This window comes from Oceanicaulis sp., assembly GCA_040112665.1.
Taxonomy (GTDB): Bacteria; Pseudomonadota; Alphaproteobacteria; order Caulobacterales; family Maricaulaceae; genus Oceanicaulis.
On record CP157796.1, the window covers coordinates 2,304,743 to 2,329,393 of the forward strand.

Sequence of the window (24,651 nt, forward strand, 5' to 3'; positions counted from 1 at the left end):
ATGAGGCGGCGTTCGCCGCTGGTCTTTGGGGGCGGTCTCGCCATAATGTCGCCGACCGAGGGCGGCAGAAGTCCGGCGCGAGGGGCGCGTTCGGGCTGAAGAGGACGGCATGAAACTCCTGACGTTGAAGAACGCTTTGCGGCTGGTGCTGTGGGGCGGAGCGGCGGCGGCCGTGCTGGCCGTGGTCGGGCTGATCGCGGGCATCGTCTATGTCGTGCGCGTCACCGAGGACCTGCCTGACTACGAACAGCTCGCCGAGTACGAGCCGCCCATCATGAGCCGGGTGCACGCAGGCGACGGCGAGCTGATCGCCGAATACGCCATCGAGCACCGCGTCTTCGTGCCGATCGAGAACATTCCGCCCGACGTGATCGCCGCCTTCCTGTCCGCCGAGGACAAGAATTTCTACCAGCACGGCGGGGTCGATCTTCTGGGCATGATCCGAGGCGGCGCCCGCTCGGTGCTGACCCGGCTGCGCAATCCCGGCGCGCCGCTGCAGTCGGGCTCCACGATCACCCAGCAGGTGGCGAAGAACTTCCTTCTGACGGCTGATCAGCGCATCGAACGCAAGGTGCGCGAGATCGTCATCGCCCGGCGCATGGAGCGCGCCTTCACCAAGGACCAAATTCTCGAGCTCTATCTCAACGAGATTTATCTGGGGAACCGCGCCTACGGGATCGCGGCGGCGGCGCTCAATTATTTCGACAAGTCTCTCGACGAGCTGACGCTCGAAGAGGCGGCCTATCTCGCCGCGCTGCCCAAGGCGCCGAACAACTACCACCCGACCCGGCGCACCGAAGCTGCAGTCGGACGGCGCAACTACGTGCTCGGGCGAATGGCGGCGAACGGCTACATCTCCGAGGCTCGCGCCGAAGAGGCGATGGATCTGCCGCTGGTCACCGTCGACCGGCTGGAAGGCGAGCAGTATCTGGCCGCGGAATATTTCGTCGAGCAGGTCCGCCGCGAGGTGTTCGACCGCTATGGCGAGGACCAGCTCTATCGCGAAGGCCTGTCGATCCGCACCACGCTGGACACCCGCATGCAGCTCGCCGCGCGGCGGGCGCTGCGTGACGGGCTGGAAGACTATGACCGCCGGCACGGCTATCGCGGGCCGGTGGCGCGCATGGAAAACTTCGACGCCTGGCCGGATCAGCTCGCCGAAATCGAGCCGCCCGCCGACATCGACGAGGGTTGGACCCTGGCGGTGGTGCTGGAGCTGACCGAGGCTTACGCCGATATCGGCTTCGCCGACCGCTCGCGCGGCAAGATCCCGCTCTACGCCCTGCGCTGGGCGCGCGAGCCGGGCCGCGACGAGGACGGCTTCCCCCGGCTGGGTGCGCGCATCCAGCGCCCCGCCGACGCGCTGGAAATGGGCGACGTCGTTCTGGTCGAGAAGCTCACCGAGGAAGACGCGCCGGACGAAACCGTCGAGGCCGATCATTACGGCCTGCGCCAGATCCCCGAGGTGAACGGCGCGATCCTGGCGGTCGACCCGTTCACGGGCCGGGTGCTGACCATGGTGGGCGGGTATTCCTTCCAGCAGAGCCAGTTCAACCGCGCGGTCCAGGCCCAGCGCCAGCCGGGCTCGTCCTTCAAGCCCTTCGTCTACGCCGCGGCGCTCGATAACGGCTACACCCCGGTCTCGATCATCCTGGACGCGCCCTTCGTGGCCTCCGGCGACGAGTCCACGCGCTTCTACCGGCCGCAGAACTATTCGGAAGTCTTCTACGGGCCTTCGACCCTGCGCCGCGGGCTCGAGCTGTCACGCAACGTCATGACCGTGCGCCTGGCCCAGGAAATGGGCATGGGACCGGTCGCGCAGTACGGCGAGGCGTTCGGCATCTACGAGGACCTTCAGCCCACCCTGGCGATGGCGCTGGGCGCGGGCGAGACCCGGCTGATCGATCTGGTCGGCGCCTATGGCGCTCTGGTGAACGGCGGCCGGCTGGTCGAACCCTCCATCATCGACCGGGTGCAGGCGCGGTCGGGCGAGACCATCTTCCGCTCCGACGTGCGCGACTGCACCGGCTGCGACGTCGAGGAGTGGAGCGAGGGGCTGGCCGAACCCGACCTGCCCGAACCGGGCGAGCAGGTCGTCGATCCTGTCACCGCCTATCAGATCGTGCACATGCTTGAAGGCGCTGTGGAACGCGGCACCGCGACCGCGCTCAATAGCCTCGGCCGGCCGCTGGGCGGCAAGACCGGCACCACCAACGATTTCCGCGACGCCTGGTTCGTGGGCTTCTCGCCGGACCTGGTCGTGGGCGTCTATGTCGGCTTCGACACCCCGCTGCCGCTGGGTTCGGGCGAGGCGGGCGGCCGGGTCGCTGCGCCCATCGCGCGCGACTTCTTCGAGCCGGTGCTGGAGCGCTATTCGGTCGCGCCGTTCCGGGTGCCCGACGGGGTCAATCTCGCCCCGGTGGACCGCGAGACCGGCGAGCCTGGCGTGATCGGCCGTCCCGGCGTGATCCTGGAAGCCTTCCGTCCGGGTACCGAGCCGAGCCGCGGCGCTTCCAACGCCGAGGAATCGCTGAGCTTCGGCGCAGGCGCGCTTGGCGCGGGCTCCGGCAGGCGGTCCGGCGAAGGCGATCAGGCCGTTGACGAGGACGACGGCGAGGACGAGCTCGGCGATCTGTACTGATCGCGCTTGAACGCCTGCGCCGGCTCTTGGTAAAGCCGCGTGCCCAAACCTGTTTTCAAGAAGACCGAGGAGCGCCGCCATGCGCGCTGAAATCGCCGAGCTGAAATCCGCCGTCTCCGCGTCCACCGCCCTCCTACGGAGGCGTCTTTGACTGGGATACAGCCCAGAAACGCCTCGACGAGCTGAACGCCAAGGCTGAAGACCCGACGCTCTGGGACGATCCTTCGAACGCGCAGTCGCTGATGAAAGAGCGCAACAAGCTCGAAGCGGCGATGCGCGAGGTCTCAGAGATCGAGGCCGAGCTCTCCGACAATCTCGAAGTCGCCGAACTCGCAGACGAGGACAGCGACGAGGCGCTGCTCGAGGAAGCGCTGAGCGCGCTCAAGGCACTGAAGATGCGCGCCGGCAAGGCCGAGCTTCAGGCGCTCCTGTCCGGCGAAGCGGACGGCAACGACGCCTATCTCGAAATCCACCCCGGCGCGGGCGGCACCGAGGCCCAGGACTGGGCGGAGATGCTCGCGCGCATGTATACGCGCTGGGCGGAAGGCTCGGGCTACAAGGTCGAGGTGATCGAGGCCCAGGCCGGCGAGGAGGCGGGGCTGAAATCGATCACCCTGCTGATCAAGGGCGAGAACGCCTACGGCTGGCTGAAGACCGAGGCCGGGGTGCACCGGCTGGTGCGCATCTCGCCCTATGACAGCTCGGGCCGGCGGCACACCAGCTTCGCCAGCGTCTGGACCTATCCGCTCGTGGACGACACGATCGAGGTCGAGATCGAGGACAAGCACGTGCGTGTGGACACCTACCGGGCCTCCGGCGCGGGCGGTCAGCACGTCAACAAGACCGACTCCGCGGTGCGCCTGACCTACGACATGCCCGGCGAGGAGAACCCGATCGTCGTGCAGTGCCAGAACGAGCGCAGCCAGCACAAGAACCGGGCGAACGCCTGGGCGATGCTGCGCGCGCGGGTCTACGAGATCGAGCTTCAGAAGCGCGAGGCGGCGGCCCAGGCCGAGGCGGACTCCAAGACCGATATCGGCTGGGGCCACCAGATCCGCTCCTACGTTCTGCAGCCCTATCAGATGGTCAAGGACCTCAGGACCCAGGTGGAGACCTCCGACACCCAGGGCGTGCTCGACGGCGATCTCGACGACTTCATGGCCGCAGCCCTCGCCCAAAGGGTGGGCGCGGAGAACGAGGCGTAAAAAAAGGCGGGCCGGGCGGCCCGCCTTTTTCGTTCGGGCTGGTCGAGCCCTAGGTCTTGCTCAGAAACGGATCGCCGCCAGCCGCTTTCGGCGCGTCGGATTTCGCAGCCGTGGAAGGAGGCGGAGCGGAAGACGCCGCGGTCGCCGCAGGTGCGGAGGGACGGGTCGCTTCGGCTTTCGGCGCGGCGCTCTGCACGCGGGCGCCGGAGGAGGACTTCTCGCTCAGCGGATCGGAGCTGCGCTTGCAGTGACCGTCGAAATACGCGCCGCTCTCGATCGAGAGGCTGGCGTGAATGACGTCGCCTTCGACCCGGGCGGTGGAGGCGAGCTGGACCTGGCGGGCCCGCACCGAACCTTCGACCCGGCCGCGCACCGTGACGGTCTCGGCGACGACCTCGCCCTTCACCGTGGCTTCCTCGCCGATGGTGAGGTTGGCCGCGCGCACGTCGCCGTCGACAGAGCCGTCGAGCTGGACTTCGCCTTCCGAGCTGATCGAGCCGGTGACCGTCAGGTCGGCGCTGAGGATGGAGGGGGCTCTCGATTTCATGGCGGACCTCTTGGACGGCGCCGGCGCGGCGGCGGATTCGGCGGGGGCGGAACTGTCTTTTTTACTGAACATAGTAACCAGCTCTGATGAAGCTTTCGGGATCGGTGTGGTCGCCTCTGAACCACACCTCGTAATGCAGGTGCGTGGCGGTCGACCGGCCGGTGGAGCCCATGCCCCCCAGGCGCTGGCCGGCGACGACCATGTCACCGCGCCGAACGTCTATCGAATGAAGATGACCATACCGTGTCCGGAAGCCGTAACCGTGATCGACTTCCACGGTCCGGCCGTAACCCGCGCGCCAGCCCGCATAGACCACGCGGCCCGGCGCGGGCGCGATGATCGGGGCGTTGCGATAGGCGGCGAAGTCCGCGCCGGCGTGCATGGCCAGGCGCCGGGTGAACGGGTCGATCCGCGTACCGTAGGGCGAGGTGCGGCGGAACTCGCCCTCCACCGGCACGCCCAGCGGCGCTGAGGACAGGAGCTGTTCGAGCTGCTCGCTCTCGGCCAGGCGCGAGGCGATGCGGGCGACGCGGGCGTTGAACGGGTCTTCGAGATTGAGCCCGTCGGAGAACAGCGGCGCAGCGTCGATGTTCAGAAGCGGACCGCCGGTGCCGCCGTCGCCATCCAGCGGGCCTTCGTCCAGCGCCTCGTCGACGCGCATTCCCGTCAGGCGCAGCACGGCGCGCAGGTTTTCAAGTCGGCGCTCGGCGTTGTTCTCGGCTTCGGCCAGCGCGGCGTCCTGATCGGACAGAAGGGCCGCGACGCGTTCTTCGGCGAGGCCGTCGCCGGGGTTTTGCGCGGCCAGATCGATCAGCGCGCCCCGCGGATCGGGATCGGACGGGGCCGCGGCCATCAGGATGCGCCCTTCGTCGATGGACGGGCTCTGCCGGTCCTCGCCGACCGATAGGTCGTCGGCGAAATCGAGCAGGCGGCGCAGCGTGTCGTGGCGCAGCTGGAACTCGCCGGCCGTGCGGTCGAAGGCGTTGGTGCGCGATTCCACATAGGCGATCGCAGCGGCTTCGGACGCGCGCGCCTCTTCGAGTTCTTCGAGATGTCGTTCCTGCAGCGCCAGCATCTGGTCGCGGATGCGATCCTTGGCGCTGTCGGTCAGGATCATGTTCACCGAGGTGATGGCCAGCCAGACGGCGAGCACGCACACGCCGGCGATCGCAGCGAGCTGCATCTCCGTGGTCACGGCGAAATACCGGACCTGACCTTCCGTGCGGTGATAGATCTGCCGGTCCGGGAAGCGCGCCTTGATGTGCTCCCAGGGACCGGCGAGAAGATGTTTCACCATCCCGTGTCCGTCAGCCTTTTATGTACCCCTCTGCGCTGCGCAAATTGGCACATAATTCATGACAAGTTCAACTCGCGAGGAACAGCGTCCCCCGCGGGCCGTTAAGACGAGCTTGACGCCTAGGCGATTAACGGGGCCGGACGCAAGCGGTCCGCGCCTCAGACCGGCCCAGCGAGAGGCTCGTACCAGTCCGCCGGAAGGCCCGCCCGGTCGCGCGCCTCGGCGTTGAAAGGCCGCTTGAGATCGCCCCTGAAATAGCGCCGGACGAGCGCTTCGAAGCGGGCCTGCGGGTCGGCGTTTTCGCTCTCGCACACCGCATCGAACCAGCGCCTTCCCGCGGCGACATGGCCGACCTCTTCTTCGTATATCACCTTAAGAACGCTCGCGCTTTCGGCGTCCTCCGCACCGTTCAGCCGGTCGATCATGCCCGGCGTGACGTCCAGCCCGCGCGCTTCGAGCACCATGGGTGCGACCGCGAGCCGGGCGGCGAGATCGTGGGCGGTCGCCTCGGCCGCCTCCCACAGCCCGTCATGGGCGGGCAGGTCGCCGTAATCGCCGCCGAGCGCGCCCAGACGCTCCCGGACCATGACGAAGTGACTCGCCTCGTCGTCGCCCACGCCGATCCAGTCGTCGAGGAAATCGCGCCGGTCGGCGTCTGCGATTCGCCCATCCCCGCCGAACCGCGCCACCAGGTCGAACGCCAGATCGATGGCGTTGAACTCGATATGGGCGACCGCGTGCAGCAGCGCGAATCGTCCCGCAACCGTCCCCAGGCGCCGCCGGGGAACCTGTCCGGGCGGTTTCAGCTCGGGCCGATCCGGCCGGGCGGGGCGAGATCGCCCGCCCGCCAGGCCGCCGCGACCGCGCGCGCCCTGTCCGCCTTGCGGGCCGGGTCGGCGGTCAGAAGGACCGACCGCGCCGCGTCTGCGAGCGTGCCGCTCAAAGCGATTTCACCGCCTCCAGCACCGCATCGACATGGCCGGGCACCTTCACCTTGCGCCAGACCTCCCTGATCGCGCCGTCGGGGCCGATCAGGAAGGTGCAGCGTTCGATGCCCATATAGGACTTGCCGTACATCTGCTTCTCCACCCAGGCGCCGTAACGCTCGGTGACGTCGGAGTCCGCGTCGGAGACGAGGATCACCTTCAGCCCGTGCTTGTCCTTGAACTTGTCGTGCTTGGCCGCGGTGTCCTTGGAGATCCCGATCACCACAGCGCCGGCGGCGTCGAATTCGCCGATCTTCTCGGAAAAGCCGATCGCCTCCTTGGTGCAGCCGGGCGTGTCGTCCTTGGGGTAGAAATACAGAACCACCGCCTTGCCGGCGAAGTCGCTCAGCGAGACCTCGCGGCCGCCGTCGGCGGGCAGGGTGAATTCCGGGGCCTTGCTTCCGGGCTTAAGTTCGCTCATCAAAATCCTCCTCGTCCCCGCGGCGGGGACCGCCCCGGCCGCGTCGCCGGGAAGATCGTTCGCAGAGCCCGCCGCGTCCAGAGCCGGGCGGAAATCGCTGAAGGCTGATGCGCCGCGCCCTCCGCCTTGCTGTTCTCTATACGCTTGAAGCGCTCGCCGCCTTGCTTGCGCTTGCGATTTTTGCAGGCGGCGCGATCCTCTGGCGGCTGGCCGAAGGTCCCGTCGACGCCGAAATCCTGCGCGCGTCCGCGACCGAAGCGCTGCTCGACGCTGTCGGCGGCGACGTCGCCTCGATCGATTCCCTGCAGATCTCCTTCGATCCTGCGCTCGCAGCCCTCGTCGTGACCGCCCGGAACGTGAACGTGGCGCGCGCGGGCGGCGAAGTGCTCGTCGACGCCGACCGGGTGGAGACCGCGCTGGCGCTCGATCTGTTTCTCGCCGGCCGGGCCGCACCGGTGCGCATCGCAGCCGAGGGCGGAGCGTTCTCGCTGGTCCGCGGCGCGGACGGGCGGGTGTTCGCCGGGATCGGCGGGCCTGAAGCGGTGCGCGCCACCCCCGCCGGGGCCGGCCCTGGGCCGGGGCTCGGCGCGCTGACCAGCGGGCTCGATCCTGAAGGCGGGCTTTTATCGCGCCTGGTCACGATCGATCTGCGCGATGTCGATCTGCAGCTCGTCGACGAGGTGAGCGATCTCAGATGGCGGCTCCGCGACGCGCGGGCGGCGCTCGATCTCACCGGCGGGGTGATCGAAGCCGATCTCTCCGGCGCGCTGATCACGTCAGCCGGGCTCGCACCGGTCGCTCTGAGGCTCGAAACCGGCCGCGAGCTCGAGACCTTCTTCGTCGACCTCCGGCTGCGCGATCTGGTGCCCGCCGCCGCCGCGCCCCGGCGCGGACCGCTCGCCAGGCTCTCTGCGCTCGACGCACCGATGGCGCTCGATCTCGTATTCGACGCTTCGGCCGAGGCGGGGCTCGAGGCGGGCCTTCTGGAAGTTTCGGTCGGCGAGGGGCTGGTGCGCGCCGGCGGCCGGGCGCTCGATCTGCGCGGCGCGCGGCTCAGCCTTGGGCTGGACGCCAGCGAAGGCGTTCTCGAGATCAACACAGCGGAAGTGGACTCAGACTTCGTCAGCGCCGCTCTCGAAGGCCGGCTCTTTGATTTCGCGGGCTTCGACGACGCGCTGCCCGGCCGCGCGCGCTTCGACCTCAGCGCCGGCGCCGGCCGGCTCGATCTCACGCCGGCTTTTCCCGAAGCCATGGTCTGGGAGGGCGTCGAGGCTTCCGGTGCGCTCGACCGTACCGATCTGTCCGTGGTCTTCGAGACGCTGGTCGCACAGCTGCCGGGCAAGGTGGGCACGTTCGAAGGACGCTTCGCCTATGACCGAGAGCTCGGCGCGCCGGCGATCGCGCTGTCAGGGCCGGTGCAGGGCGAGATCACCAAGGCCGACGTTCTGCGCCACTGGCCGGTGAACTTCGCGCTCGGCGCGCGCGACTGGGTGCGCGACAGCATCATCGACGGCACGCTCAGCGGCGCGCGGCTCGACATCGACATTCCGCCGAGCGCCATCCTCGCCGACGCCCTGCAGGACGAACATCTGAGCATGGTGTTCGACTTCACCGGCGCGGACGTACGCTACATGTCCACGATGACGCCGCTCTACGGCCTGTCCGGATCGGCAGAGCTGCGCGGGGACTCTTTGAGCCTTCAGGGTCGGGGCGGCGCGATCGGCGCGATCGAGATCGACACCATCTTCGTGGACATTCCCCGCTTCACGCCCAAGGGCGGGCCGGCGCGTTTCGGCGGAACAGGCCGGGGCGCGGCGTCCGACTTCATCGCGCTGATCGACGAACCGCCGCTGGGTATCGCCACGACCTACGGGCTCGACCCGGCTTCGTTCGAGGGCAGGGGCGTAGTGGCCTTCGAGATCGTCCGGCCCATGCTGCGAAGCGTACCGCCGGAAGACATGGACTACGCCGTCACCGGCCGGTTCACCGGCTTCGGCGCGCCGACCGGCATCGGCGATCTGCGGCTGACAGGCGGCGTCGTCGATCTCGAGGTTGATCCGAACGGCTTCCGCGCAGAGGCCGAGGCCGATCTCGCCGGCGCGCGGGCCGATCTGGTGTGGCGGGAAACCTTCGGGCTCGAGGAGAGCGAGCCCTCCAGCATGGTGACGGTCTCCACCCTGATGAGCGCGCGCGATCTCGACCGGCTCGGCCTGCCGCTCAGGCGGTTTCTGGATGGGGCGGTGGGCGTTGACGCGCTGATCCGGGGGCGGGGCCTCGATTTTTCCAGCGTCGAGCTGGCGCTCGATCTCGGCTCGGCGGCGGTCGCGCTTCCAGCCGATCTGTGGAGCAAGCCCGCCGGACAGCCCGCCACCGCCCGGCTCGCCTCGAACTTCGCAGACGGCGGGGCGGTGACGCTCGATCGCTTCGCGCTAACCGGGCAAGGCGTCGAGCTTCAGGCCGCCGCAGCCCTGGCCGCGGACGGGCGGCTTCTGTCCGCCGATATCGACCGGCTGCGCGTGGATGGGCGCATCGACGTCGCAGGCCAGGCCCGGCGGCCCGACGGACCGGACGGGGCGCTGCATCTTCGGGTGACGGGCGAGTACTTCGACGCGGGCGAACTCTTCTCGCCCGGCGGCGAGGGGGAGAGCTTCATCAGCGCGCCGCTGGTGCTCGAAGCCGCGATCGCCCGGGTTCTGATCCGCGAGATCGCCTTCGACGGGCTGGGCCTCACCGCCGAGATGGGCCCCGAAGGCCTCGCACGGGCGAGCCTGGCCGCCCAGACGCGCGGCGGCCCGGTCGACCTGCGCTTCGAGCCTGAGGGGATGGACCCGGCCGCGCCGCGCCGTCTGACGTTGCGCGCGGCAGACGCCGGCGCCCTGCTCGCCGCCTTCGCCGGCTATGACAACGCCGAGGGCGGGACGCTGGAACTGGGCGCGGTCGCGCCGCCGCTGGGCGCGGAGGGGCCGGTTCAGGGCGCGGTGCTCGCCACCGGTTTCACCCTCGAACGCATGCCGCTTCTCGCGCGCATCCTGGCGGCAGGTTCACTGGAAGGCCTGGCCGTGCTTCTGAGCGGGCAGGGCGGGATCGAGTTCGAGCGCCTGCAGAGCGATTTCGTCTGGCAGGACGGCACGCTGGAAATGCGTGAGGCGCGCGTGGCCGGCCCCGCGCTCGGCGTGACATGGACGGGCGTGGTCGATTTCGACGAGCGGCGCACGGACGTGGACGGCACGATCCTGCCCTCCTACGGCGCAAACTCGATCCTGGGTTCGGTGCCGGTGGTCGGCGAGCTGTTCACCTCGCGGCGAGGTGAGGGCGTGTTCGGCGTGACCTTCTCCGCCGCTGGCCCCTTCGATGCGATCCGGGTGGTCTCAAACCCGCTGTCCGCCCTCGCGCCGGGCGTGTTCCGCCGGATCTTCGAAGGCACCTCGGCCGAGCGCGAGCTTCAGGCGCTGGAAGCGGAACGCCGGGCGCGCGAAGCCGCGCAGGCCGAAAACCCGGCTGCTGCTGAGACGCCCGAAGAGCCGGAGGCCCCCGACATTCCAGACGCCCCGGCGGGGCCGCAACCATGAAGATCGTCGGCTTGATGAGCGGCACTTCGCTGGACGGGGTGGACGCCGCCCTCATCGACACCGACGGTGAGACGATCTCCCGTTTCGGGCCGGGGCTCGAAATCGTCTACACCGCCCCAGAGCGCGCCGCGCTTCAGGCCGCCGTTGACGCCGCGCTCGCCTGGCGTTTCGAGGGGCCCGAGCCTGATGCGTTCAGGCCCGCCGAAGCCGTGCTCGCCGATACCCATGCGCGCGCGGTCGAGGCGGTGTGCGCTGCGGCGGGGATCACGCCGTCAGAGCTCGATGCTTTGGGCTTTCACGGCCAGACGGTGATCCACCAGCCGCCCGAAAACGGCGCGCCTGGGCGCACGCGGCAGATCGGCGACGCCGATGCGCTCGCCGCCCGGCTGGGCTGCCCGGTCGTTCATGATTTCAGAAGCGCGGACATGGCCGCCGGCGGTCACGGCGCGCCGCTCGCGCCGATCTACCACGCCGTGCTGGCCGCCAGCACCGGGCTCGAACGCCCGCTCGGCGTGCTGAATATCGGCGGGGTCGCCAATCTCACCCTGATCGGGTCGGACGGCGCGCTCACCGGCTTCGACACCGGGCCGGGCAACGGGCTGATCGACGGCTGGGTGGCGGAAAAGACCGGCGCGGTGATGGACGAGAACGGCGCGCTGTCGGCCAGAGGCCGTGTGCTGGAGGCGGGGCTGCAGGAGCTGCTCGCCCACCCTCATTTCAAGCTCACCGGCCCAAAATCGCTGGATCGCTGGGCCTTCTCTCTGGATGCGGCGCGCAATCTCACCGCCGAGGACGGCGCGGCCACGCTCGCCGAGTTCACCGCCAGAACGATCGCGCTCGGCGCCGATCAGCTGCCAGAACGGCCCGCGCGTCTCATCGTCTGCGGCGGAGGGCGGAAGAACGCCGACCTGCTCGCCCGCATCGCCAAGGCCTGCGGCCTGCCGGTCGTGCCGGCCGAACATGTCGGCTGGCGCGGCGACCTCATAGAAGCGGAAGCCTTCGCGGTGCTTGCCGCACGCACCCTGCGCGGCCTGCCGATCAGCTTTCCCGGCACGACCGGCGTGCCTGAGGCGATGGGCGGGGGGCGGGTGGCCCGCCCCTACCGCCGCGATCCCGCCGGCTGCTCGCGGCGCTCGACCTCCACCTCCGGCAGGCGGCGGTCGAGATAGGTGGTGATCGAGGCTTCCAGCGGTTCGAGGTGGTTGGTGAAGAGGTGACCGGCGCCCTTGATGATGTCGGTCTCGATCTTGATGCCCTTCTGGCTGCGCACCTTGCTCATCGCGCGCTCCATCTCGTCATGGGGCACGATGGCGTCCGCGTCGCCGTGGGCGATCAGGCCCGAGGCCGGGCAGGGCGCCAGGAAGGTGAAGTCGTACATGTTGGTGGGCGGGGCGACAGAGACGAAGCCTGCGATCTCCGGCCGGCGCATCAGAAGCTGCATGCCGATCCAGGCGCCGAAGCTGTGGCCGGCCACCCAGCAGAAGCTGGCGTTGGGATTGTGCGCCTGCGCCCAGTCGAGCGCGGTGGCCGCGTCCGACAGCTCGCCGAGACCCTGGTCGTAGGTCCCCTGGCTGCGGCCCACGCCGCGGAAATTGAAGCGCAGTACCGAAAAGCCGCGCGCCTTGAACTGGTCGTACATCATCGTGGAGACCGGCGTGTCCATGTGCGCGCCGCCCTTGGGGTGAGCGTGCAGGATCAGCGCGACGGGCGCGCCGCCGGTCTTCGAGGGGCTGTACTTGCCTTCCAGGCGCCCGGCCGGGCCGGGGATGATCACGTCGGGCATGAAGGTGTCACACGATGCTGGAGGTTATGTCCGAGTCCCGCACTCAGGCTTTGATTTTCGTTGCGAGGACCGTTAAGAAGTTTTTCGAGCCTAATTCTTGACCGCCCGGGTCGGGAACCTAGATCCCCTGACCGCGACGCCGGTCGAAACGAAGCGGCCTTCTAGCACAGGCTTTACGCAAAGTGCGAGCGGCGGGACGCGGCTTTCTCAGGGGAGGGAAGGGAAACCTGATGAAACTGAGCACCAAGGGCCGTTACGCCGTCATGGCGATGGCCGATCTTGCGGTCTCCAGCAAGGACGGCCCCGCGCCGCTGGGCGAGATCGCGTCACGCCAGGAAATCTCGCTGTCCTATCTCGAACAGCTCTTCGCCAAGCTGCGCCGGGCGGGGCTGGTCAAATCGGTGCGCGGTCCGGGCGGCGGCTATCGCCTGGCCCGCCCTGCCGGCGAAACCCGGGTCGCGGACATCATGATCGCGGTCGAAGAACCGGTCGACGTCACCCGCTGCCAGCACAAGCCCGCCGGCTGCATGGAGAGCGGGCGGCGCTGCATCACCCACGACCTGTGGGACGAGCTGGGCCGGCACATCCATCTGTTCCTGAACGGCGTCACCATCGAGGACGTCATCGAGCGCCGGGTCTCCGGGCTCGCCACCGCGCGCGAGCCGCTCGCGATGGGGCAGGCTGCGGAGTGAGCGTCTATCTCGACCATAACGCCACGGCTCCGGTCCGCCCCCAGGCGGCCGAGGCGATTGCGGCTGCGCTTGGTGCGGCCGGCAATCCGTCTTCGGTGCATGGTGCGGGGCGGGCCGCGCGCGCCACGGTCGAGCGGGCGCGCGGGGTGATCGCGCAGGCGGTCTGTGCGAGAGCCGAGGACCTGATCTTCACCTCCGGCGGCACCGAGGCGAACAACCTCGCCGTTCACGCCGGGATCGCGGCGGGCGCCGAACGCATCATCATCAGCGCGATCGAGCACGACGCAGTGCGCGCGAGCGCTGAGGCCAGCGGCCTGCCGGTCGAGATCTGGCCGGTGGACGCGAACGGACGGGCCCGGATCGACTGGCTGGAAGCGAAGATCGCCGAAGGGGGACCCAGGGCGCTGGTCTGCCTGATGGCGGCGAACAACGAGACCGGGGTGATCCAGCCGGTCGCCGAGGCGGGCTGGAAAATCCGCGAGGCGGGCTGGCTCTTCCATGTCGACGCGGTCCAGGCGCTGGGCAAGGCTGATTTCGACTTCGCCGGATCGGGCGCGCATTTCGCCGCGTTCTCCGCGCACAAGGCCGGCGGTCCGCAAGGGATCGGCGCGCTGGTCGCGGCCTGTGACGCGCAGGTCAGCGCCCTCATCGTCGGCGGCGGTCAGGAAAAGGGCCGCCGCGGCGGCACCGAGAACGTCGCGGGAATCGCAGGCTTCGCCGCAGCGGTGCAGGCCGCAATGGCCGACGCCGGCGTGCGAGACCGCATCAGGGCGCTGCGCGACCGCGCCGAATCGCAGATCAAACGCGCCGCGCCGGAGGTTCACGTCTGGGGGGCGGGCGCTGATCGCCTGCCTGGCACGCTGTGTCTTTCCGCACCCGGCTGGCCCAGCGAGATCCAGGTGATCGCGCTCGATCTCAGAGGTTTCGCCGTGAGCGCGGGCTCGGCCTGCAGCTCGGGCAAGGTGAGGAAAAGCAAGGTGCTCGAAGCCATGGGCGCGAGCGCCGAACACGCCGAAAGCGCCCTTCGGGTCAGCTTCGGCTGGAACAGCACTGAAGCGGAGGCCGACGCGTTCGCCGAGGCCTGGCTGGACGAATACGCCCGCGTGCGGCCCAAGGCGGCCGCCGCGGTCTAGCGAAGCGAAAGGATCGCCATGCCTGCGGTCAAGGAAACCATCGAGGACGTGCGCCGGCTCGAGGCCGACAAGTACAAGTACGGCTTCTCCACCGAGATCGAGCAGGAATACGCGCCCAAGGGGCTGAGCGAGGACACCGTCCGGTTCATCTCGGCGAAGAAGAACGAGCCGCAATGGCTGCTCGACTGGCGGCTGGACGCCTATCGCCGCTGGGAGAAGATGGCCGAGCCGGACTGGGCGAAGGTTGGCTATCCGCCGATCGACTACCAGGACGCGATCTATTACGCGGCCCCGAAAGATGCGGCGAAATACAAGAGCCTGGACGAAGTTCCTCAGGAATTGCTCGACACCTACAAGAAGCTCGGCATCCCGCTGAAAGAGGCCGAGGTCTTGCTCGGCGTGGAAGGCGCGGCGGAAAGCGCGGCCGAGGCGCGCGCCAGGCCGAAAGTCGCCGTGGACGCGGTCTTCGACAGCGTTTCGGTGGCGACCACCTTCAAGGAAGAGCTGAAGAAGGCCGGCGTGATCTTCATGTCGATCAGCGAGGCGGTGCAGGAGCATCCCGAGCTGGTGCGCAAATATCTCGGCAGCGTCGTGCCGCCGACGGACAATTTCTTCGCCACGCTCAATTCCGCGGTCTATTCGGACGGCAGCTTCGTCTACATCCCCAAGGGCGTGCGCTGCCCGATGGAGCTTTCCACCTATTTCCGCATGAACGCGGAAGGCACCGGGCAGTTCGAGCGCACCCTGATCATCGCCGATGAGGGCGCGTACTGCTCGTACCTGGAAGGCTGCACCGCGCCGATGCGCGATGAAAACCAGCTGCACGCCGCCGTGGTGGAGCTGGTCGCGCTCGACGATGCGGAGATCAAATACTCCACCGTTCAGAACTGGTGGCCGGGCGACGCCGAGGGCAAGGGCGGGGTCTACAACTTCGTGACCAAGCGTGCGGACTGCCGCGGGCGGAACTCCAAGGTCAGCTGGACCCAGGTCGAGACCGGTTCGGCGATCACCTGGAAATACCCCAGCTGCGTGCTGCGCGGGGATAATTCGCAGGGCGAGTTCTACTCGATCGCGGTGACCAACGGCCGCCAGCAGGCCGACACCGGCACCAAGATGATCCATCTGGGCAAAAACACGAAGAGCCGGATCATCTCCAAGGGCATCTCCGCGGGCCGGTCCGACCAGACCTATCGCGGCCTGGTCTCGGTGCACAGAAACGCGACCGGGTCGCGCAACTTCACCCAGTGCGACTCCCTGCTGATCGGCGATCAGTGCGGGGCGCACACCGTGCCCTATATCGAGGCCAAGACCCCCAAGGCGACGCTGGAGCACGAGGCCACGACCTCCAAGCTCTCAGAAGAGCAGCTCTTCTACGCCCGTCAGCGCGGCCTCGATGAGGAGAGCGCGGTGGCGCTGCTGGTCAACGGTTTCTGCCGCGAGGTGCTGCAGGAGCTGCCCATGGAGTTCGCCGTCGAGGCCCAGGCGCTGCTGAAAGTGTCGCTGGAAGGGAGCGTGGGGTGACCCGCCGCTACTGGTTCGCGCCGCGCCGCCGTGACGGGGCGGGACAGTCCGCTCTGATCGGCCGGGTGCGGCCTGTCAGCTGGCAGGGCTGGGCGTGCGTGGCGCTGTTCGGCGCCTGCATGGCGATCGGCCTGGCGCTGTGGACCGAGACCGCAGCGCAGGGCCTGCCGCGCGGCTGGGTCGGCTTCGCCTTTCTGACGATCATCGGAGCCGGGGTCCTGTTCGCCGCGATCAGCGCGAAGAGCGATCCCGACCACACCGCCGCCGATTACCGCGCGGGCCGGGTGAAGAAGACAACGGACGGACCTGAAAATGCTTGAGATTTCCAACCTTCACGCCCGCGTCGAGACCGAGGAGGGCGACGGCCGCCAGATCCTCAAGGGCGTCACGCTGAACGCGCCGTCCGGCGAGGTGCACGCCGTGATGGGCCCGAACGGCTGCGGCAAGTCCACGCTCTCCTACGTGCTTTCGGGCCGCGAGGGCTATGAGATCACCGAGGGCGGCGCGACGCTTCACGGCGAGGATCTTCTTGCGATGGACCCCGAGGAGCGCGCGGCCAAGGGCGTGTTCCTGTCCTTCCAGTACCCGGTAGAAATCCCCGGCGTGCCGACGCTCACCTTCGTGAAAGAGGCGCTGAACGCCCAGCGGCGCGCGCGCGGCGAAGACGAAATGACCGCGCCGGACTTCATGAAGCTCGCGCGGGAAAACGCTGCGAAACTCGGCATTTCGAATGAGATGCTGAAGCGGCCGGTCAATGTCGGTTTCTCCGGCGGCGAGAAGAAGCGTATGGAGATTTTCCAGGCGCTGATGCTCGAACCCAAGCTTCTGATTCTTGACGAGACCGATTCCGGGCTCGACATCGACGCGCTGAAAGTCGTCGCCGAGGGCGTGAACGCGCTGCGCAGCCCCGAGCGCACCATGCTGGTGATCACCCACTATCAGCGCCTGCTCGACTATCTCAAACCCGACGTCGTTCACGTGATGAGCGCGGGCAAGATCGCCGCCACGGGCGGGCCGGAGCTGGCGCTGGAACTCGAAAAAGAGGGCTACGACAAATATGTCGAGGCCGCCGCGTAAATGACTGTTCCGGTGAAACTCTCCCCGTTCGAAGAGGCGATGGCGCAGCTTCTGCCCGCCGGCGATCTGCGCGACGCGCTGGCCAGCCGCGGCCTGCCGCACCGCCGCGTCGAAGAGTGGAAATGGTCCGACCTCAGGACCGTGCTCGCCCGGTTCGACGGCGCGACTGCGCCGCTCGTCGCCGAAGGCTCGCGCCAGGCCGATTTCGAGCCGAAGCCGGGCTCAGATCTCGTGATGGCGCAGCTCGCCGCAGCGCTCGGCGGTCCGGCCCAGGGCTTTACGCTGGAAGACGGCGAGACGCTCCGGCTCGACCTCGCCGCCTCGCCCGGCGCGGCCCATCAGGTGTTCGAGATCGTCGTGCCCGAGGGCGCGACCGCGACCGTGCGCGAGACCTATGCGGCCAGCGAGGGCGCGTTCGCGAACATCGCCGTCGTTCTGAAGATCGGCCGGGGCGGGACCCTGCACCGGGTGATCGAGCAGGACCGCGCCGCCGGCGGGGTTCTGGTGGTCACCAGCGAGATCGATCTGGCCGAGGAAGCGGCGCTCTATCAGACGACTCTCGGTTTCGGCGCGAAGCTCTGCCGGCTGGAGACCCATGTGAACCACGCCGGGCGCGGCGCCGGGCTGAGGCTCGACGGCGCCTATCTGGTCGGCGAGGGGCTGCATCTCGACCAGACCACGCTGGTGCGCCATCTGGGCCCTGACGGGACGACCGAAGAACTGTTCAAGGGCGCGGCGAAGTCCGGCACGGGCGTGTTCCAGGGCAAGATCTTCGTCGATCAGACCGCTCAGAAGACCGACGCGCAGATGCAGCATCGCGGGCTTCTGCTCGACGATCGCGCCGAGATCGACGCCAAGCCCGAACTCGAGATCTACGCCGACGACGTGGTCTGCGCGCACGGCAACGCCTTTGGCGCCATCAACGAGGACGCGCTGTTCTACATGCGCCAGCGTGGGCTTTCGGAAACCAAGGCGCGCGCGCTGCTGACCGAGAGCTTCCTGGCCGAACCGCTCGACCGGATCGCCGACGAGACCCTGCGCGAGACGCTGACCGCGCGCCTGCGCGCCCGCCTGCAGGAGATCGCATGACCGCGCTCGCCCGCACCGAACCGCGCTTCGACGCCGAGGCCTTGCGCGCCGAGTTCCCGATCCTCGCGCGCGAGGTGAACGGCAAGCCGCTGGTCTATCTCGACAATGCGGCTTCGGCGCAGAAGCCCGAAGCCGTCATCGAGGCGGTCGCGAACGTCTGGCGGCATTCCTATGCGAACGTGCATCGCGGGCTTCACACGCTGGCGAACGAAGCCACAGAGGCGTTCGAGCTGACCCGCCGCAAGGTGGCCGACCTGCTGAACGCGGCCGGCCCTGAGCAGATCGTCTTCACCAAGGGCGCGACCGAGGCGATCAACCTCGTCGCCGACAGTTTCGGTGCGACGCTGGAACAGGGTGACGAGATCATCCTGTCGCAGATGGAGCACCATTCGAACATCGTGCCCTGGCATTTCCTGCGCGAACGCAAGGGCGTGGTGATCAAATGGGTCCCGGTGGACGAGGCCGGCGCGCTCGATCTTGACGCTTATGAGAAGCTCTTCACGCCGCGCACGAAGCTTGTGAGCCTGGTGCACATGTCCAACGTGCTGGGCACGGTGAACCCGGCGAAACGCCTGACCGAGATCGCCCACGCCAAAGGCGCGGCGATCCTGTTCGACGGCACGCAGGCGACCGTGCACATGCCCGTCGACGTCGCCGAGATCGGCTGTGATTTCTACGTCTTCACCGGTCACAAGCTCTACGGCCCGAACGGGGTGGGCGCGCTCTGTGCGGCCGGCGACTGGCTGCAGCGCCTGAGGCCCTATCAGGGCGGGGGCGAGATGATCGCCGAGGTGAGCGAAGAGGGCGTGGTCTACGCCGACGTGCCCCACAAGTTCGAGGCCGGCACCCCCGCCATCGCCGACGTGATCGGCCTGGGCGCCGCCATCGACTGGGTGAACGCGCTCGATCGCACCGCCGCGCTGAACCATGAGCGGGCGCTGCTGGACCGGGCCGAAGCCGCGCTGAGCGAGATCGACGCGATCCGGCTGTTCGGCCGCACCCAGGACAAGGGCGCGATCGCGAGCTTCGTGATCGAGGGGGCCCATCCCCACGACCTCGCCCAGCTGATGGACAAGTACGGCGTCGCCGTGCGCGCGGGCCATCACTGCGCCCATCCGCTGATGAAACGCTACGGCGTGCCCGGCACGGTGCGCGCCAGTTTCGCCGTCTACAACACCGAGGCCGAAGTCGACGCCATGATCGAGGCGTTGAACAAGGCCAAGAGCTTTCTCATCTAGGGGGCGATGATGAACGATGTGAGCACAGAGCGCCGCGAGCGCGACATGATCGACCTCGACACGCCCGCCGCGCCGCAGGTCGAGACGAAAGCGCCGCCCGCCGGCGCCGAGCCCGACCTGCCGCCCGAGGAGATCGAGCGGATCACCAATGACGTGATCGCCGCGCTGAAAAGCGTGCACGATCCCGAAATCCCCGCCGACATCTACGAGCTGGGGCTGATCTATCAGGTCGATCTCGAAGCCGAGGGCGTGCTGAAGGTCGAGATGACGCTGACCGCGCCGGGCTGCCCGGTCGCCGGCGAGATGCCCGGCTGGGTCAAGGACGCCTGCGAGACCGTGGAGGGCGTCGAGCGCGCCGACGTCACGCTGACCTTCGATCCGCCCTGGACGCCGGACCGCATGTCCGACGAGGCCAAGCTGACGCTGAACATGTTCTAATTGAGTGGTCGCCTTTTCGAACTGCAAAACCGGTCCCCACTTTTGCTGAAAAGGCTCCAGAGGAGTTAGCGAATGCGCGAACGACCCAAGGCCGTCACCCTGACCGACGCCGCCGCAGAGCGCGTCAAATCGCTCATGGCCAAGAGCGAGAAGGGCTTTCTGCGCGTCGGCGTGAAGAACGGCGGCTGTGCGGGGATGGAATACGTCATGGACTATGTCGACGAGCCCGACGCGCTCGACGAACGGGTCCAGGACAAGGGCGTGGAGATCGTGGTCGACGCGAAATCGCTGCTCTTCCTTCTGGGCAGCCAGCTCGACTACGAAGTCACGCCGCTGCACGCGAAATTCGTGTTCAGAAACCCCAACGAGACCGACGCCTGCGGCTGCGGTGAAAGCGTGACGCTCACCGCAGCTAAGCTCGACGGATAGGGCGCGTCGCCGGATAAAGCGGGCTGCGCCGCAGCCTTGCCTTCGGCGCGCGGTGGGGCAGATTGGATCACGCCTATCGGGGATGTGATCTGTGAAGCTCTACTACTCGCCGACCTCGCCTTACGCCCGCAAGTGCCGGGCGCTGATCATCGAAAAAAGCCTCGAGCGGAAGGTGGAGTGCGTGGAATGCGCGCCGCTCGACGATCCCGCCGAGCTGCAGGCGCTCAACCCGCTGGGCAAGGTGCCTGCGCTGGAGCGCGAGCGCGGCCCGGCGCTGATGGATTCCCCGCTGATCTGCGATTATCTCGACGGGCTCACCGAGGAAAACTGGATCCCGAGAAACGGCGAGAGCCGCATTCTCGTGCTGCGCCAGCAGGCGCTGGCCGACGGGCTGATCGATCTGACGATCGGCCGCCGCATCGAGCTGATGCGCGAGGAAAACCTGCGCTGGGAGTTCTGGTCGGGGCGCTGGGAAGCCGCGATCGGACGCACGCTCGCGAGCCTCGACGCAGAGCGCGGCCAGTTCGAGCGCTCGGTCGATCTCGGCGCGCTCTCGGTGGCTGTGGCCCTGTGCTATCTCGATCTTCGCTACGCCGAGCTGGACTGGCGCGGCCAGTACCCCGAGCTCGACGCCTTTGCGAAGCGGTGGAGCGAGCGCGAAAGCTTCAAGCTCACCGAGCCGCCGGCGGCCTGAAATGGCTGTCTCGGCGGCGTTTCTCGATTTCGCCTGCGAGCTGTTCGCCCCGATCGGTCCGACGCGCCCCCGCCGCATGTTCGGCGGGGCGGGAATCTACGCCCACGACCTGATGTTCGCGCTCGTCGCGGACGATACGATCTATCTCAAGGCCGACGAGGCGCTGGCGGCGGACCTTGAAGCAGAAGGGTGCGGGCCCTTCATATTCACGCCGAAGTCCGGCGAGCCAGCGCAGATGAATTACTGGCGGCTACCTGAAGCGGCGCTGGACGATCCCGAACTCGCCGAGCGCTGGGGGCGGCGCGCGTTCGAAGTCGCGCTCAGGGCGAAGCGGTAGCGCCGCCGCCTGCGGCGTCCGCCCGCCGCTGGGCCAGCACGCCGCAGCCATAGGCGACCGCGCCGATCAGCGCGAAGAGAAAGCCCGCCATCGGCCCGAACGGCTCCGGCAGCAAATAACCGCAAGCCACCACGACCACGGTGATCGCCATGATGCCGATCGCCACCTCTACCTCGTAGCGCGTCCAGGCGCGCTCGGTCGGATCGAGCCCGATCTCGTCGGCGCGGTTCAGCGCATGAGCGTAAAGCAGGGCGAACACGATCTGCACGCCGATGTAAAACAGGCCGAACACCAGATAGAGGGTGGGGACCTGATCGATCTGCAGCATGGCGACGATCTCGGACTCGGTCTCGAACCCGCCGGTGAAGAAGGTGATCACGAAGTCCGCCATAAAGCGCAACGGGTAGACGAAGATCAGCACCAGCAAGAGCAGCACGGCGTTCAGCAACACCGTCCAGCCGTCCTGCAGCCCGTAGCGGCGGAAAAAGACGTGATGGGTGTGCCAGATCGTCAGGATCAGCGCGAAGCACGCCGTCACTGCGATCGCGTCGCGCCAAAGCCCTGAAAGATCGGCGAAAGAGTCAGGTACGCCCTGCGCCGCCGTCAGCGTCAGCACCAGCGCGAACACGATGTCGGACAGGTTCTCGACGCGGCTGACATCCGGGCTGCGCCAGCTGAAATGCGGTTCGCCGCGGAGGAGAGGGTGGCGGGCCATGAAGCGCTCCTTGGTCAAGGAAGCTTAGGCCCGCCGCAGGCTCACGTTAAGCGTCTTCAGGCCGCCGCTTCGGCCGCGCCGCCGGCGGCGTCGACCGTGATGCGGTTCCGGCCGGTCTGCTTGGATTTATAGAGATTGGTGTCGCAGCGCTCGATCAGGCACTCGACCGATTCGCCTTCGCGGAATTCCGACACGCCCAGCGAGACGGTGATGTTGCCGAGATCCTCGTTGGTGGATTTGCGAAGCAGGCGCTTGCTTTCGACCGTGGCGCGGACCTTCTCGGCCAGGTCGCGGGCTTCGGCGACGCCGGCGTTGGGCATCACCACGCCGAATTCCTCGCCGCCATAGCGGGCGACCACGAAGCCTTCCTTGGAGAAGCGCGACAGGCAGGCCGCCACGAAGCGGATGATCTGGTCGCCGGTCTGGTGGCCCCAGGTGTCGTTGAAGCGCTTGAAGTGGTCGATGTCGCACAGGATCAGCGAGAAGGGCTCGCCCTTCAGGTCCGCGTCCCGGCGCGCCTTGCGCATGGTCTCGTCGAAGCGCTTGCGGTTCGCAACGCCGGTCAGCGCGTCGGTCATCGCCTCTTCGCGGACCTTTTCGAGATTGTTCTTCAGCTGATCGACCTCCTGGGAGGTCTCCTGCAGCCGGCGTTCGAGCTCGCGCGAGCGGCGCTGCATGCGCGCGGTGGCGGCGACGAGGCCTTCCACCATGCGCTTGACCGATGCGGAGTCGGTCGCCTGATCGAGCTGGCCGGACGCGCCGGCGAGCGCTTCGCCGTAAGCGGCGGTGTCGCGTTCGGCGGCCTCGAGTGTTTTCACGACCGCGCCGAGCTCGCGGCTCATCGCGCCGCCCGCGTCGATCACCGCATCCTGGATGCGCTTGAAGGTGAAATGCTTGTCGTAGAGCCCGTCGAGGAAATCCTGGTCGAGCGCCTCGCCCTTTTCGAGCTTCTGGCCGAGTTCGGCGCACAGCTCGGGGTAGGTGTCCGAGACGTACGCGGTGAACAGCGAATAATTCTGAGCGGTGGGCGCCAGCCCGTGCTCAGCCATGAAGTCGAGCGCCTTTCTGGCGAGCTCGATACCTTCGGCGGTTTGAAGTCGACCGTTCACCTGTGAACCCCGTTTAGCCACGGGCGCATTCTGCCATACGCCTCTTCTGGGTTCACACCCTAGGGACCGAATGGAAAAATCAGGTAAACGCCGGTCAGATCGCCGGACGGAGCAGGAAGTCCGGCACGTGGTCGCCGAAACCCGGCGCTGCGGTCGCCTTGTCGCGAGGGCGGCGAGAGCGATCCTCGCGCGGCGCGTCGCGCTCGGCCTTCGCTTCAGATCTGGCGGGCTCGGGCTTTTTCGCCTCGTCCTTCGCCTCGACGGTCTCGGCGTCGTTCGCAGCCTCGGCCTCGGCCTTCTTCCGGCGGCCGCCGCGGCGGCGCTTGGGCTTGTCCCCGGAGGCGGGTTTGTCAGCCGCCTGCGCCTCCGCCGCAGGCGTCTCGGCGGGCGCTTCGGCGGGTTTTTCCGCCTTGGCCTTTCCGCCCGACAGATCGAGCGTTTCCGGTTCGCGGCCGATCAGCTCGACGACTTTGGCGAGCGACTTGCGGTCTTCGGGCGTGACCAGCGTCACCGCCTCGCCCTTCATGCCCGCCCGGCCGGTCCGGCCGATCCGGTGCACGTAGTCGTCAGCGTTCCGCGATACGTCGTAATTGAACACGTGGCTGACCGCCGGGATGTCCAGACCGCGCGCCGCGACGTCGGAGGCGACCAGCAGGCGCAGCTCGCCGGATTTGAACTGGGCCAGCGTCTTGGTGCGCTGTGACTGATCGAGATCGCCGTGGATCGGCGCGGCGGACAGCCCGTGGCGCTGCAGCGAGCGGGCGACGATGTCCACGTCGCGCTTGCGATTGCAGAAGATGATCCCGTTCTTCACGCCCTCGCGGTCGATCGCCTTGCGCAGCGCGTCGCGCTTGGACTTGGCCTGGTTGTCGCCGACCTTGACGATGTACTGGGTGATCGTCTCCGCGGTCGAGGCCGGACGGGAGACTTCCACGCGCTCGGGATCCTTCAGGAAGGTGTCCACCAGGCGCTGGATCTCCTTGGGCATGGTCGCGGAGAAGAACAGCGTCTGCCGGCGCGGCGGCAGCAGCTTCATGATCCGCTCGATGTCGGGGATGAAGCCCATGTCCAGCATGCGGTCGGCTTCGTCGATCACCAGGATCTCGATGCCCATCAGCATCAGCCCGCCGCGCTCCACCAGATCGAGCAGGCGGCCGGGCGTGGCGATCAGGATGTCCACGCCCTGGTCGATCAGGCGCTTTTGCGGCTCGAAAGCCACGCCGCCGATCAGCAGCGCCATCTGGAGCTTGTGGTTCTTGGTGTAGGTCTTGACGTTGTCGGCGACCTGGTCGGCCAGCTCGCGCGTCGGCGCCAGGATCAGCGAGCGCGGCATGCGCGCCCGGGCCCGTCCGCGCGACAGGCGCTCGATCATCGGCAGGGTGAAGCTGGCGGTCTTGCCCGTACCGGTCTGGGCGATGCCCAGAACGTCTCGTCCGGTCAGCGCCACCGGAATCGCGCCGGCCTGGATCGGAGTGGGGGACGTGTAGCCGGCGTCGGCGATGGCCGAAAGCAGGGCCGGGCTGAGCCCGAGATCGTCGAAAGTCATGCGCCTCGCTGGGATCGCTCGTTCGGTCGCCTGTCGGAAAAGGCGAATCTGCGCCGTGCGTCGGCGCTCCGCGTCGGCCCGGAACATAAGAAGCCCGGCCGCGCTGTCAACGCGGCCGGGCCTGCAAGTGCTGACAAAGCCTTACGGTGTGGCGCTCAGGACAACCTGCCCGTCACGCCGCGCC

22 protein-coding genes and 1 pseudogene are annotated in these 24,651 nt (G+C 68.1%); 15 read left to right on the forward strand and 8 right to left on the reverse strand.

Translation table 11 applies throughout. The features are described from left to right. Positions 1-109: 109 nt before the first annotated feature. A complete protein-coding gene (locus ABL308_11305) occupies positions 110-2,641 on the forward strand; it encodes a penicillin-binding protein 1A (protein ID XBQ15540.1) in 2,532 nt (843 codons plus the stop codon). Positions 2,642-2,720: 79 nt separating this feature from the next. Further along, a protein-coding gene (gene prfB / locus ABL308_11310) for a peptide chain release factor 2 (protein ID XBQ15541.1) occupies positions 2,721-3,846 on the forward strand; the annotation gives its coding sequence in 2 pieces (ribosomal slippage) (positions 2,721-2,789 and positions 2,791-3,846; 1,125 coding nt in all). Positions 3,847-3,895: 49 nt separating this feature from the next. Here prfB and ABL308_11315 read toward each other — a convergent pair. From ABL308_11315 to bcp, 4 genes and pseudogenes are all read right to left on the reverse strand, one after another. Continuing rightward, positions 3,896-4,393: a polymer-forming cytoskeletal protein gene (locus ABL308_11315; GenBank protein ID XBQ15542.1), complete on the reverse strand. Its 498-nt coding sequence runs from the start codon at positions 4,391-4,393 to the stop codon at positions 3,896-3,898. A 61-nt stretch (positions 4,394-4,454) separates the two neighbouring features. Next, the gene (locus tag ABL308_11320; protein XBQ15543.1) at positions 4,455-5,690 is read right to left on the reverse strand and encodes a M23 family metallopeptidase; all 1,236 of its coding nucleotides are present in this window, start codon (positions 5,688-5,690) and stop codon (positions 4,455-4,457) included. Positions 5,691-5,848: 158 nt separating this feature from the next. Next, positions 5,849-6,639: pseudogene (locus ABL308_11325) on the reverse strand (ferritin-like domain-containing protein). Next, the gene (gene bcp, locus ABL308_11330) at positions 6,630-7,097 is read right to left on the reverse strand and encodes a thioredoxin-dependent thiol peroxidase (protein ID XBQ15544.1); all 468 of its coding nucleotides are present in this window, start codon (positions 7,095-7,097) and stop codon (positions 6,630-6,632) included. The pseudogene ABL308_11325 and the gene bcp overlap by 10 nt, the downstream one beginning before the upstream one ends. A gap of 107 nt (positions 7,098-7,204) precedes the next feature. On the opposite strand from bcp, the gene ABL308_11335 reads away from it, so the two are divergent. Both ABL308_11335 and ABL308_11340 read left to right on the forward strand, forming a co-directional pair. Next, the gene (locus ABL308_11335; protein XBQ15545.1) at positions 7,205-10,666 is read left to right on the forward strand and encodes an AsmA-like C-terminal region-containing protein; all 3,462 of its coding nucleotides are present in this window, start codon (positions 7,205-7,207) and stop codon (positions 10,664-10,666) included. After that, positions 10,663-11,835, forward strand: a complete 1,173-nt coding sequence (locus tag ABL308_11340) for an anhydro-N-acetylmuramic acid kinase (protein ID XBQ15546.1) — start codon at positions 10,663-10,665, stop codon at positions 11,833-11,835. The genes ABL308_11335 and ABL308_11340 overlap by 4 nt, the downstream gene beginning before the upstream one ends. Here ABL308_11340 and ABL308_11345 read toward each other — a convergent pair. After that, on the reverse strand, positions 11,766-12,449 hold the full coding sequence (locus ABL308_11345) for an alpha/beta hydrolase (protein XBQ15547.1): 684 nt from the start codon (positions 12,447-12,449) through the stop codon (positions 11,766-11,768). The genes ABL308_11340 and ABL308_11345 overlap by 70 nt on opposite strands. A gap of 230 nt (positions 12,450-12,679) precedes the next feature. Between ABL308_11345 and ABL308_11350 the strand changes: the two genes are divergently transcribed. The 11 genes from ABL308_11350 (at position 12,680) to ABL308_11400 (ending at position 21,097) form a co-directional block, all read left to right on the forward strand. Next, on the forward strand, positions 12,680-13,141 hold the full coding sequence (locus ABL308_11350) for an Rrf2 family transcriptional regulator (GenBank protein XBQ15548.1): 462 nt from the start codon (positions 12,680-12,682) through the stop codon (positions 13,139-13,141). Then, the gene (locus ABL308_11355; GenBank protein ID XBQ15549.1) at positions 13,138-14,274 is read left to right on the forward strand and encodes a cysteine desulfurase family protein; all 1,137 of its coding nucleotides are present in this window, start codon (positions 13,138-13,140) and stop codon (positions 14,272-14,274) included. The genes ABL308_11350 and ABL308_11355 overlap by 4 nt, the downstream gene beginning before the upstream one ends. An 18-nt stretch (positions 14,275-14,292) precedes the next feature. Further along, positions 14,293-15,795, forward strand: a complete 1,503-nt coding sequence (gene sufB / locus ABL308_11360; protein ID XBQ15550.1) for a Fe-S cluster assembly protein SufB — start codon at positions 14,293-14,295, stop codon at positions 15,793-15,795. Further along, on the forward strand, positions 15,792-16,115 hold the full coding sequence (locus ABL308_11365) for a hypothetical protein (GenBank protein ID XBQ15551.1): 324 nt from the start codon (positions 15,792-15,794) through the stop codon (positions 16,113-16,115). The genes sufB and ABL308_11365 overlap by 4 nt, the downstream gene beginning before the upstream one ends. Then, positions 16,108-16,872: a Fe-S cluster assembly ATPase SufC gene (gene sufC, locus ABL308_11370; GenBank protein ID XBQ15552.1), complete on the forward strand. Its 765-nt coding sequence runs from the start codon at positions 16,108-16,110 to the stop codon at positions 16,870-16,872. Before ABL308_11365 ends, sufC begins: the two co-directional genes overlap by 8 nt. Positions 16,873-16,884: 12 nt before the next feature. Next, positions 16,885-17,961, forward strand: coding sequence for a SufD family Fe-S cluster assembly protein (locus tag ABL308_11375; protein XBQ15553.1), 1,077 nt, complete (start codon positions 16,885-16,887; stop codon positions 17,959-17,961). Next, the gene (locus ABL308_11380) at positions 17,958-19,199 is read left to right on the forward strand and encodes a cysteine desulfurase (GenBank protein XBQ15554.1); all 1,242 of its coding nucleotides are present in this window, start codon (positions 17,958-17,960) and stop codon (positions 19,197-19,199) included. The genes ABL308_11375 and ABL308_11380 overlap by 4 nt, the downstream gene beginning before the upstream one ends. A 6-nt stretch (positions 19,200-19,205) precedes the next feature. Then, the gene (locus ABL308_11385) at positions 19,206-19,637 is read left to right on the forward strand and encodes an SUF system Fe-S cluster assembly protein (GenBank protein XBQ15555.1); all 432 of its coding nucleotides are present in this window, start codon (positions 19,206-19,208) and stop codon (positions 19,635-19,637) included. A gap of 72 nt (positions 19,638-19,709) precedes the next feature. Then, positions 19,710-20,066, forward strand: a complete 357-nt coding sequence (locus ABL308_11390; GenBank protein ID XBQ15556.1) for an iron-sulfur cluster assembly accessory protein — start codon at positions 19,710-19,712, stop codon at positions 20,064-20,066. A 91-nt stretch (positions 20,067-20,157) separates the two neighbouring features. Then, positions 20,158-20,760, forward strand: a complete 603-nt coding sequence (locus ABL308_11395) for a glutathione S-transferase (protein ID XBQ15557.1) — start codon at positions 20,158-20,160, stop codon at positions 20,758-20,760. A gap of 1 nt (position 20,761) precedes the next feature. Then, positions 20,762-21,097, forward strand: a complete 336-nt coding sequence (locus tag ABL308_11400) for a TfoX/Sxy family protein (protein XBQ15558.1) — start codon at positions 20,762-20,764, stop codon at positions 21,095-21,097. Here the strand turns inward: ABL308_11400 and ABL308_11405 are convergent. From ABL308_11405 to ABL308_11415, 3 genes are all read right to left on the reverse strand, one after another. After that, complete coding sequence (locus tag ABL308_11405) at positions 21,081-21,812, reverse strand: TMEM175 family protein (GenBank protein XBQ15559.1); 732 nt, start codon at positions 21,810-21,812, stop codon at positions 21,081-21,083. The two genes, ABL308_11400 and ABL308_11405, sit on opposite strands and share 17 nt — an antisense overlap. Positions 21,813-21,868: 56 nt before the next feature. Beyond that, entirely contained in the window at positions 21,869-22,921 is a 1,053-nt protein-coding gene (locus ABL308_11410; GenBank protein XBQ15560.1) for a GGDEF domain-containing protein, read from the reverse strand. A gap of 94 nt (positions 22,922-23,015) precedes the next feature. Continuing rightward, complete coding sequence (locus ABL308_11415) at positions 23,016-24,467, reverse strand: DEAD/DEAH box helicase (GenBank protein ID XBQ15561.1); 1,452 nt, start codon at positions 24,465-24,467, stop codon at positions 23,016-23,018. Positions 24,468-24,651 lie beyond the last annotated feature (184 nt).

What these genes read in the sequence shown, in the direction of transcription:
- ABL308_11305 (XBQ15540.1), top strand. Translation starts at nt 110, where the DNA reads ATGAAACTCCTGACGTTGAAGAACGCTTTGCGGCTGGTGCTGTGGGGC.
- ABL308_11315 (XBQ15542.1), bottom strand. Translation starts at nt 4,393, where the DNA reads ATGAAATCGAGAGCCCCCTCCATCCTCAGCGCCGACCTGACGGTCACC.
- ABL308_11320 (XBQ15543.1), bottom strand. Translation starts at nt 5,690, where the DNA reads ATGGTGAAACATCTTCTCGCCGGTCCCTGGGAGCACATCAAGGCGCGC.
- bcp (XBQ15544.1), bottom strand. Translation starts at nt 7,097, where the DNA reads ATGAGCGAACTTAAGCCCGGAAGCAAGGCCCCGGAATTCACCCTGCCC.
- ABL308_11335 (XBQ15545.1), top strand. Translation starts at nt 7,205, where the DNA reads ATGCGCCGCGCCCTCCGCCTTGCTGTTCTCTATACGCTTGAAGCGCTC.
- ABL308_11340 (XBQ15546.1), top strand. Translation starts at nt 10,663, where the DNA reads ATGAAGATCGTCGGCTTGATGAGCGGCACTTCGCTGGACGGGGTGGAC.
- ABL308_11345 (XBQ15547.1), bottom strand. Translation starts at nt 12,449, where the DNA reads ATGCCCGACGTGATCATCCCCGGCCCGGCCGGGCGCCTGGAAGGCAAG.
- ABL308_11350 (XBQ15548.1), top strand. Translation starts at nt 12,680, where the DNA reads ATGAAACTGAGCACCAAGGGCCGTTACGCCGTCATGGCGATGGCCGAT.
- sufB (XBQ15550.1), top strand. Translation starts at nt 14,293, where the DNA reads ATGCCTGCGGTCAAGGAAACCATCGAGGACGTGCGCCGGCTCGAGGCC.
- sufC (XBQ15552.1), top strand. Translation starts at nt 16,108, where the DNA reads ATGCTTGAGATTTCCAACCTTCACGCCCGCGTCGAGACCGAGGAGGGC.
- ABL308_11380 (XBQ15554.1), top strand. Translation starts at nt 17,958, where the DNA reads ATGACCGCGCTCGCCCGCACCGAACCGCGCTTCGACGCCGAGGCCTTG.
- ABL308_11385 (XBQ15555.1), top strand. Translation starts at nt 19,206, where the DNA reads ATGATGAACGATGTGAGCACAGAGCGCCGCGAGCGCGACATGATCGAC.
- ABL308_11390 (XBQ15556.1), top strand. Translation starts at nt 19,710, where the DNA reads ATGCGCGAACGACCCAAGGCCGTCACCCTGACCGACGCCGCCGCAGAG.
- ABL308_11400 (XBQ15558.1), top strand. Translation starts at nt 20,762, where the DNA reads ATGGCTGTCTCGGCGGCGTTTCTCGATTTCGCCTGCGAGCTGTTCGCC.
- ABL308_11405 (XBQ15559.1), bottom strand. Translation starts at nt 21,812, where the DNA reads ATGGCCCGCCACCCTCTCCTCCGCGGCGAACCGCATTTCAGCTGGCGC.
- ABL308_11415 (XBQ15561.1), bottom strand. Translation starts at nt 24,467, where the DNA reads ATGACTTTCGACGATCTCGGGCTCAGCCCGGCCCTGCTTTCGGCCATC.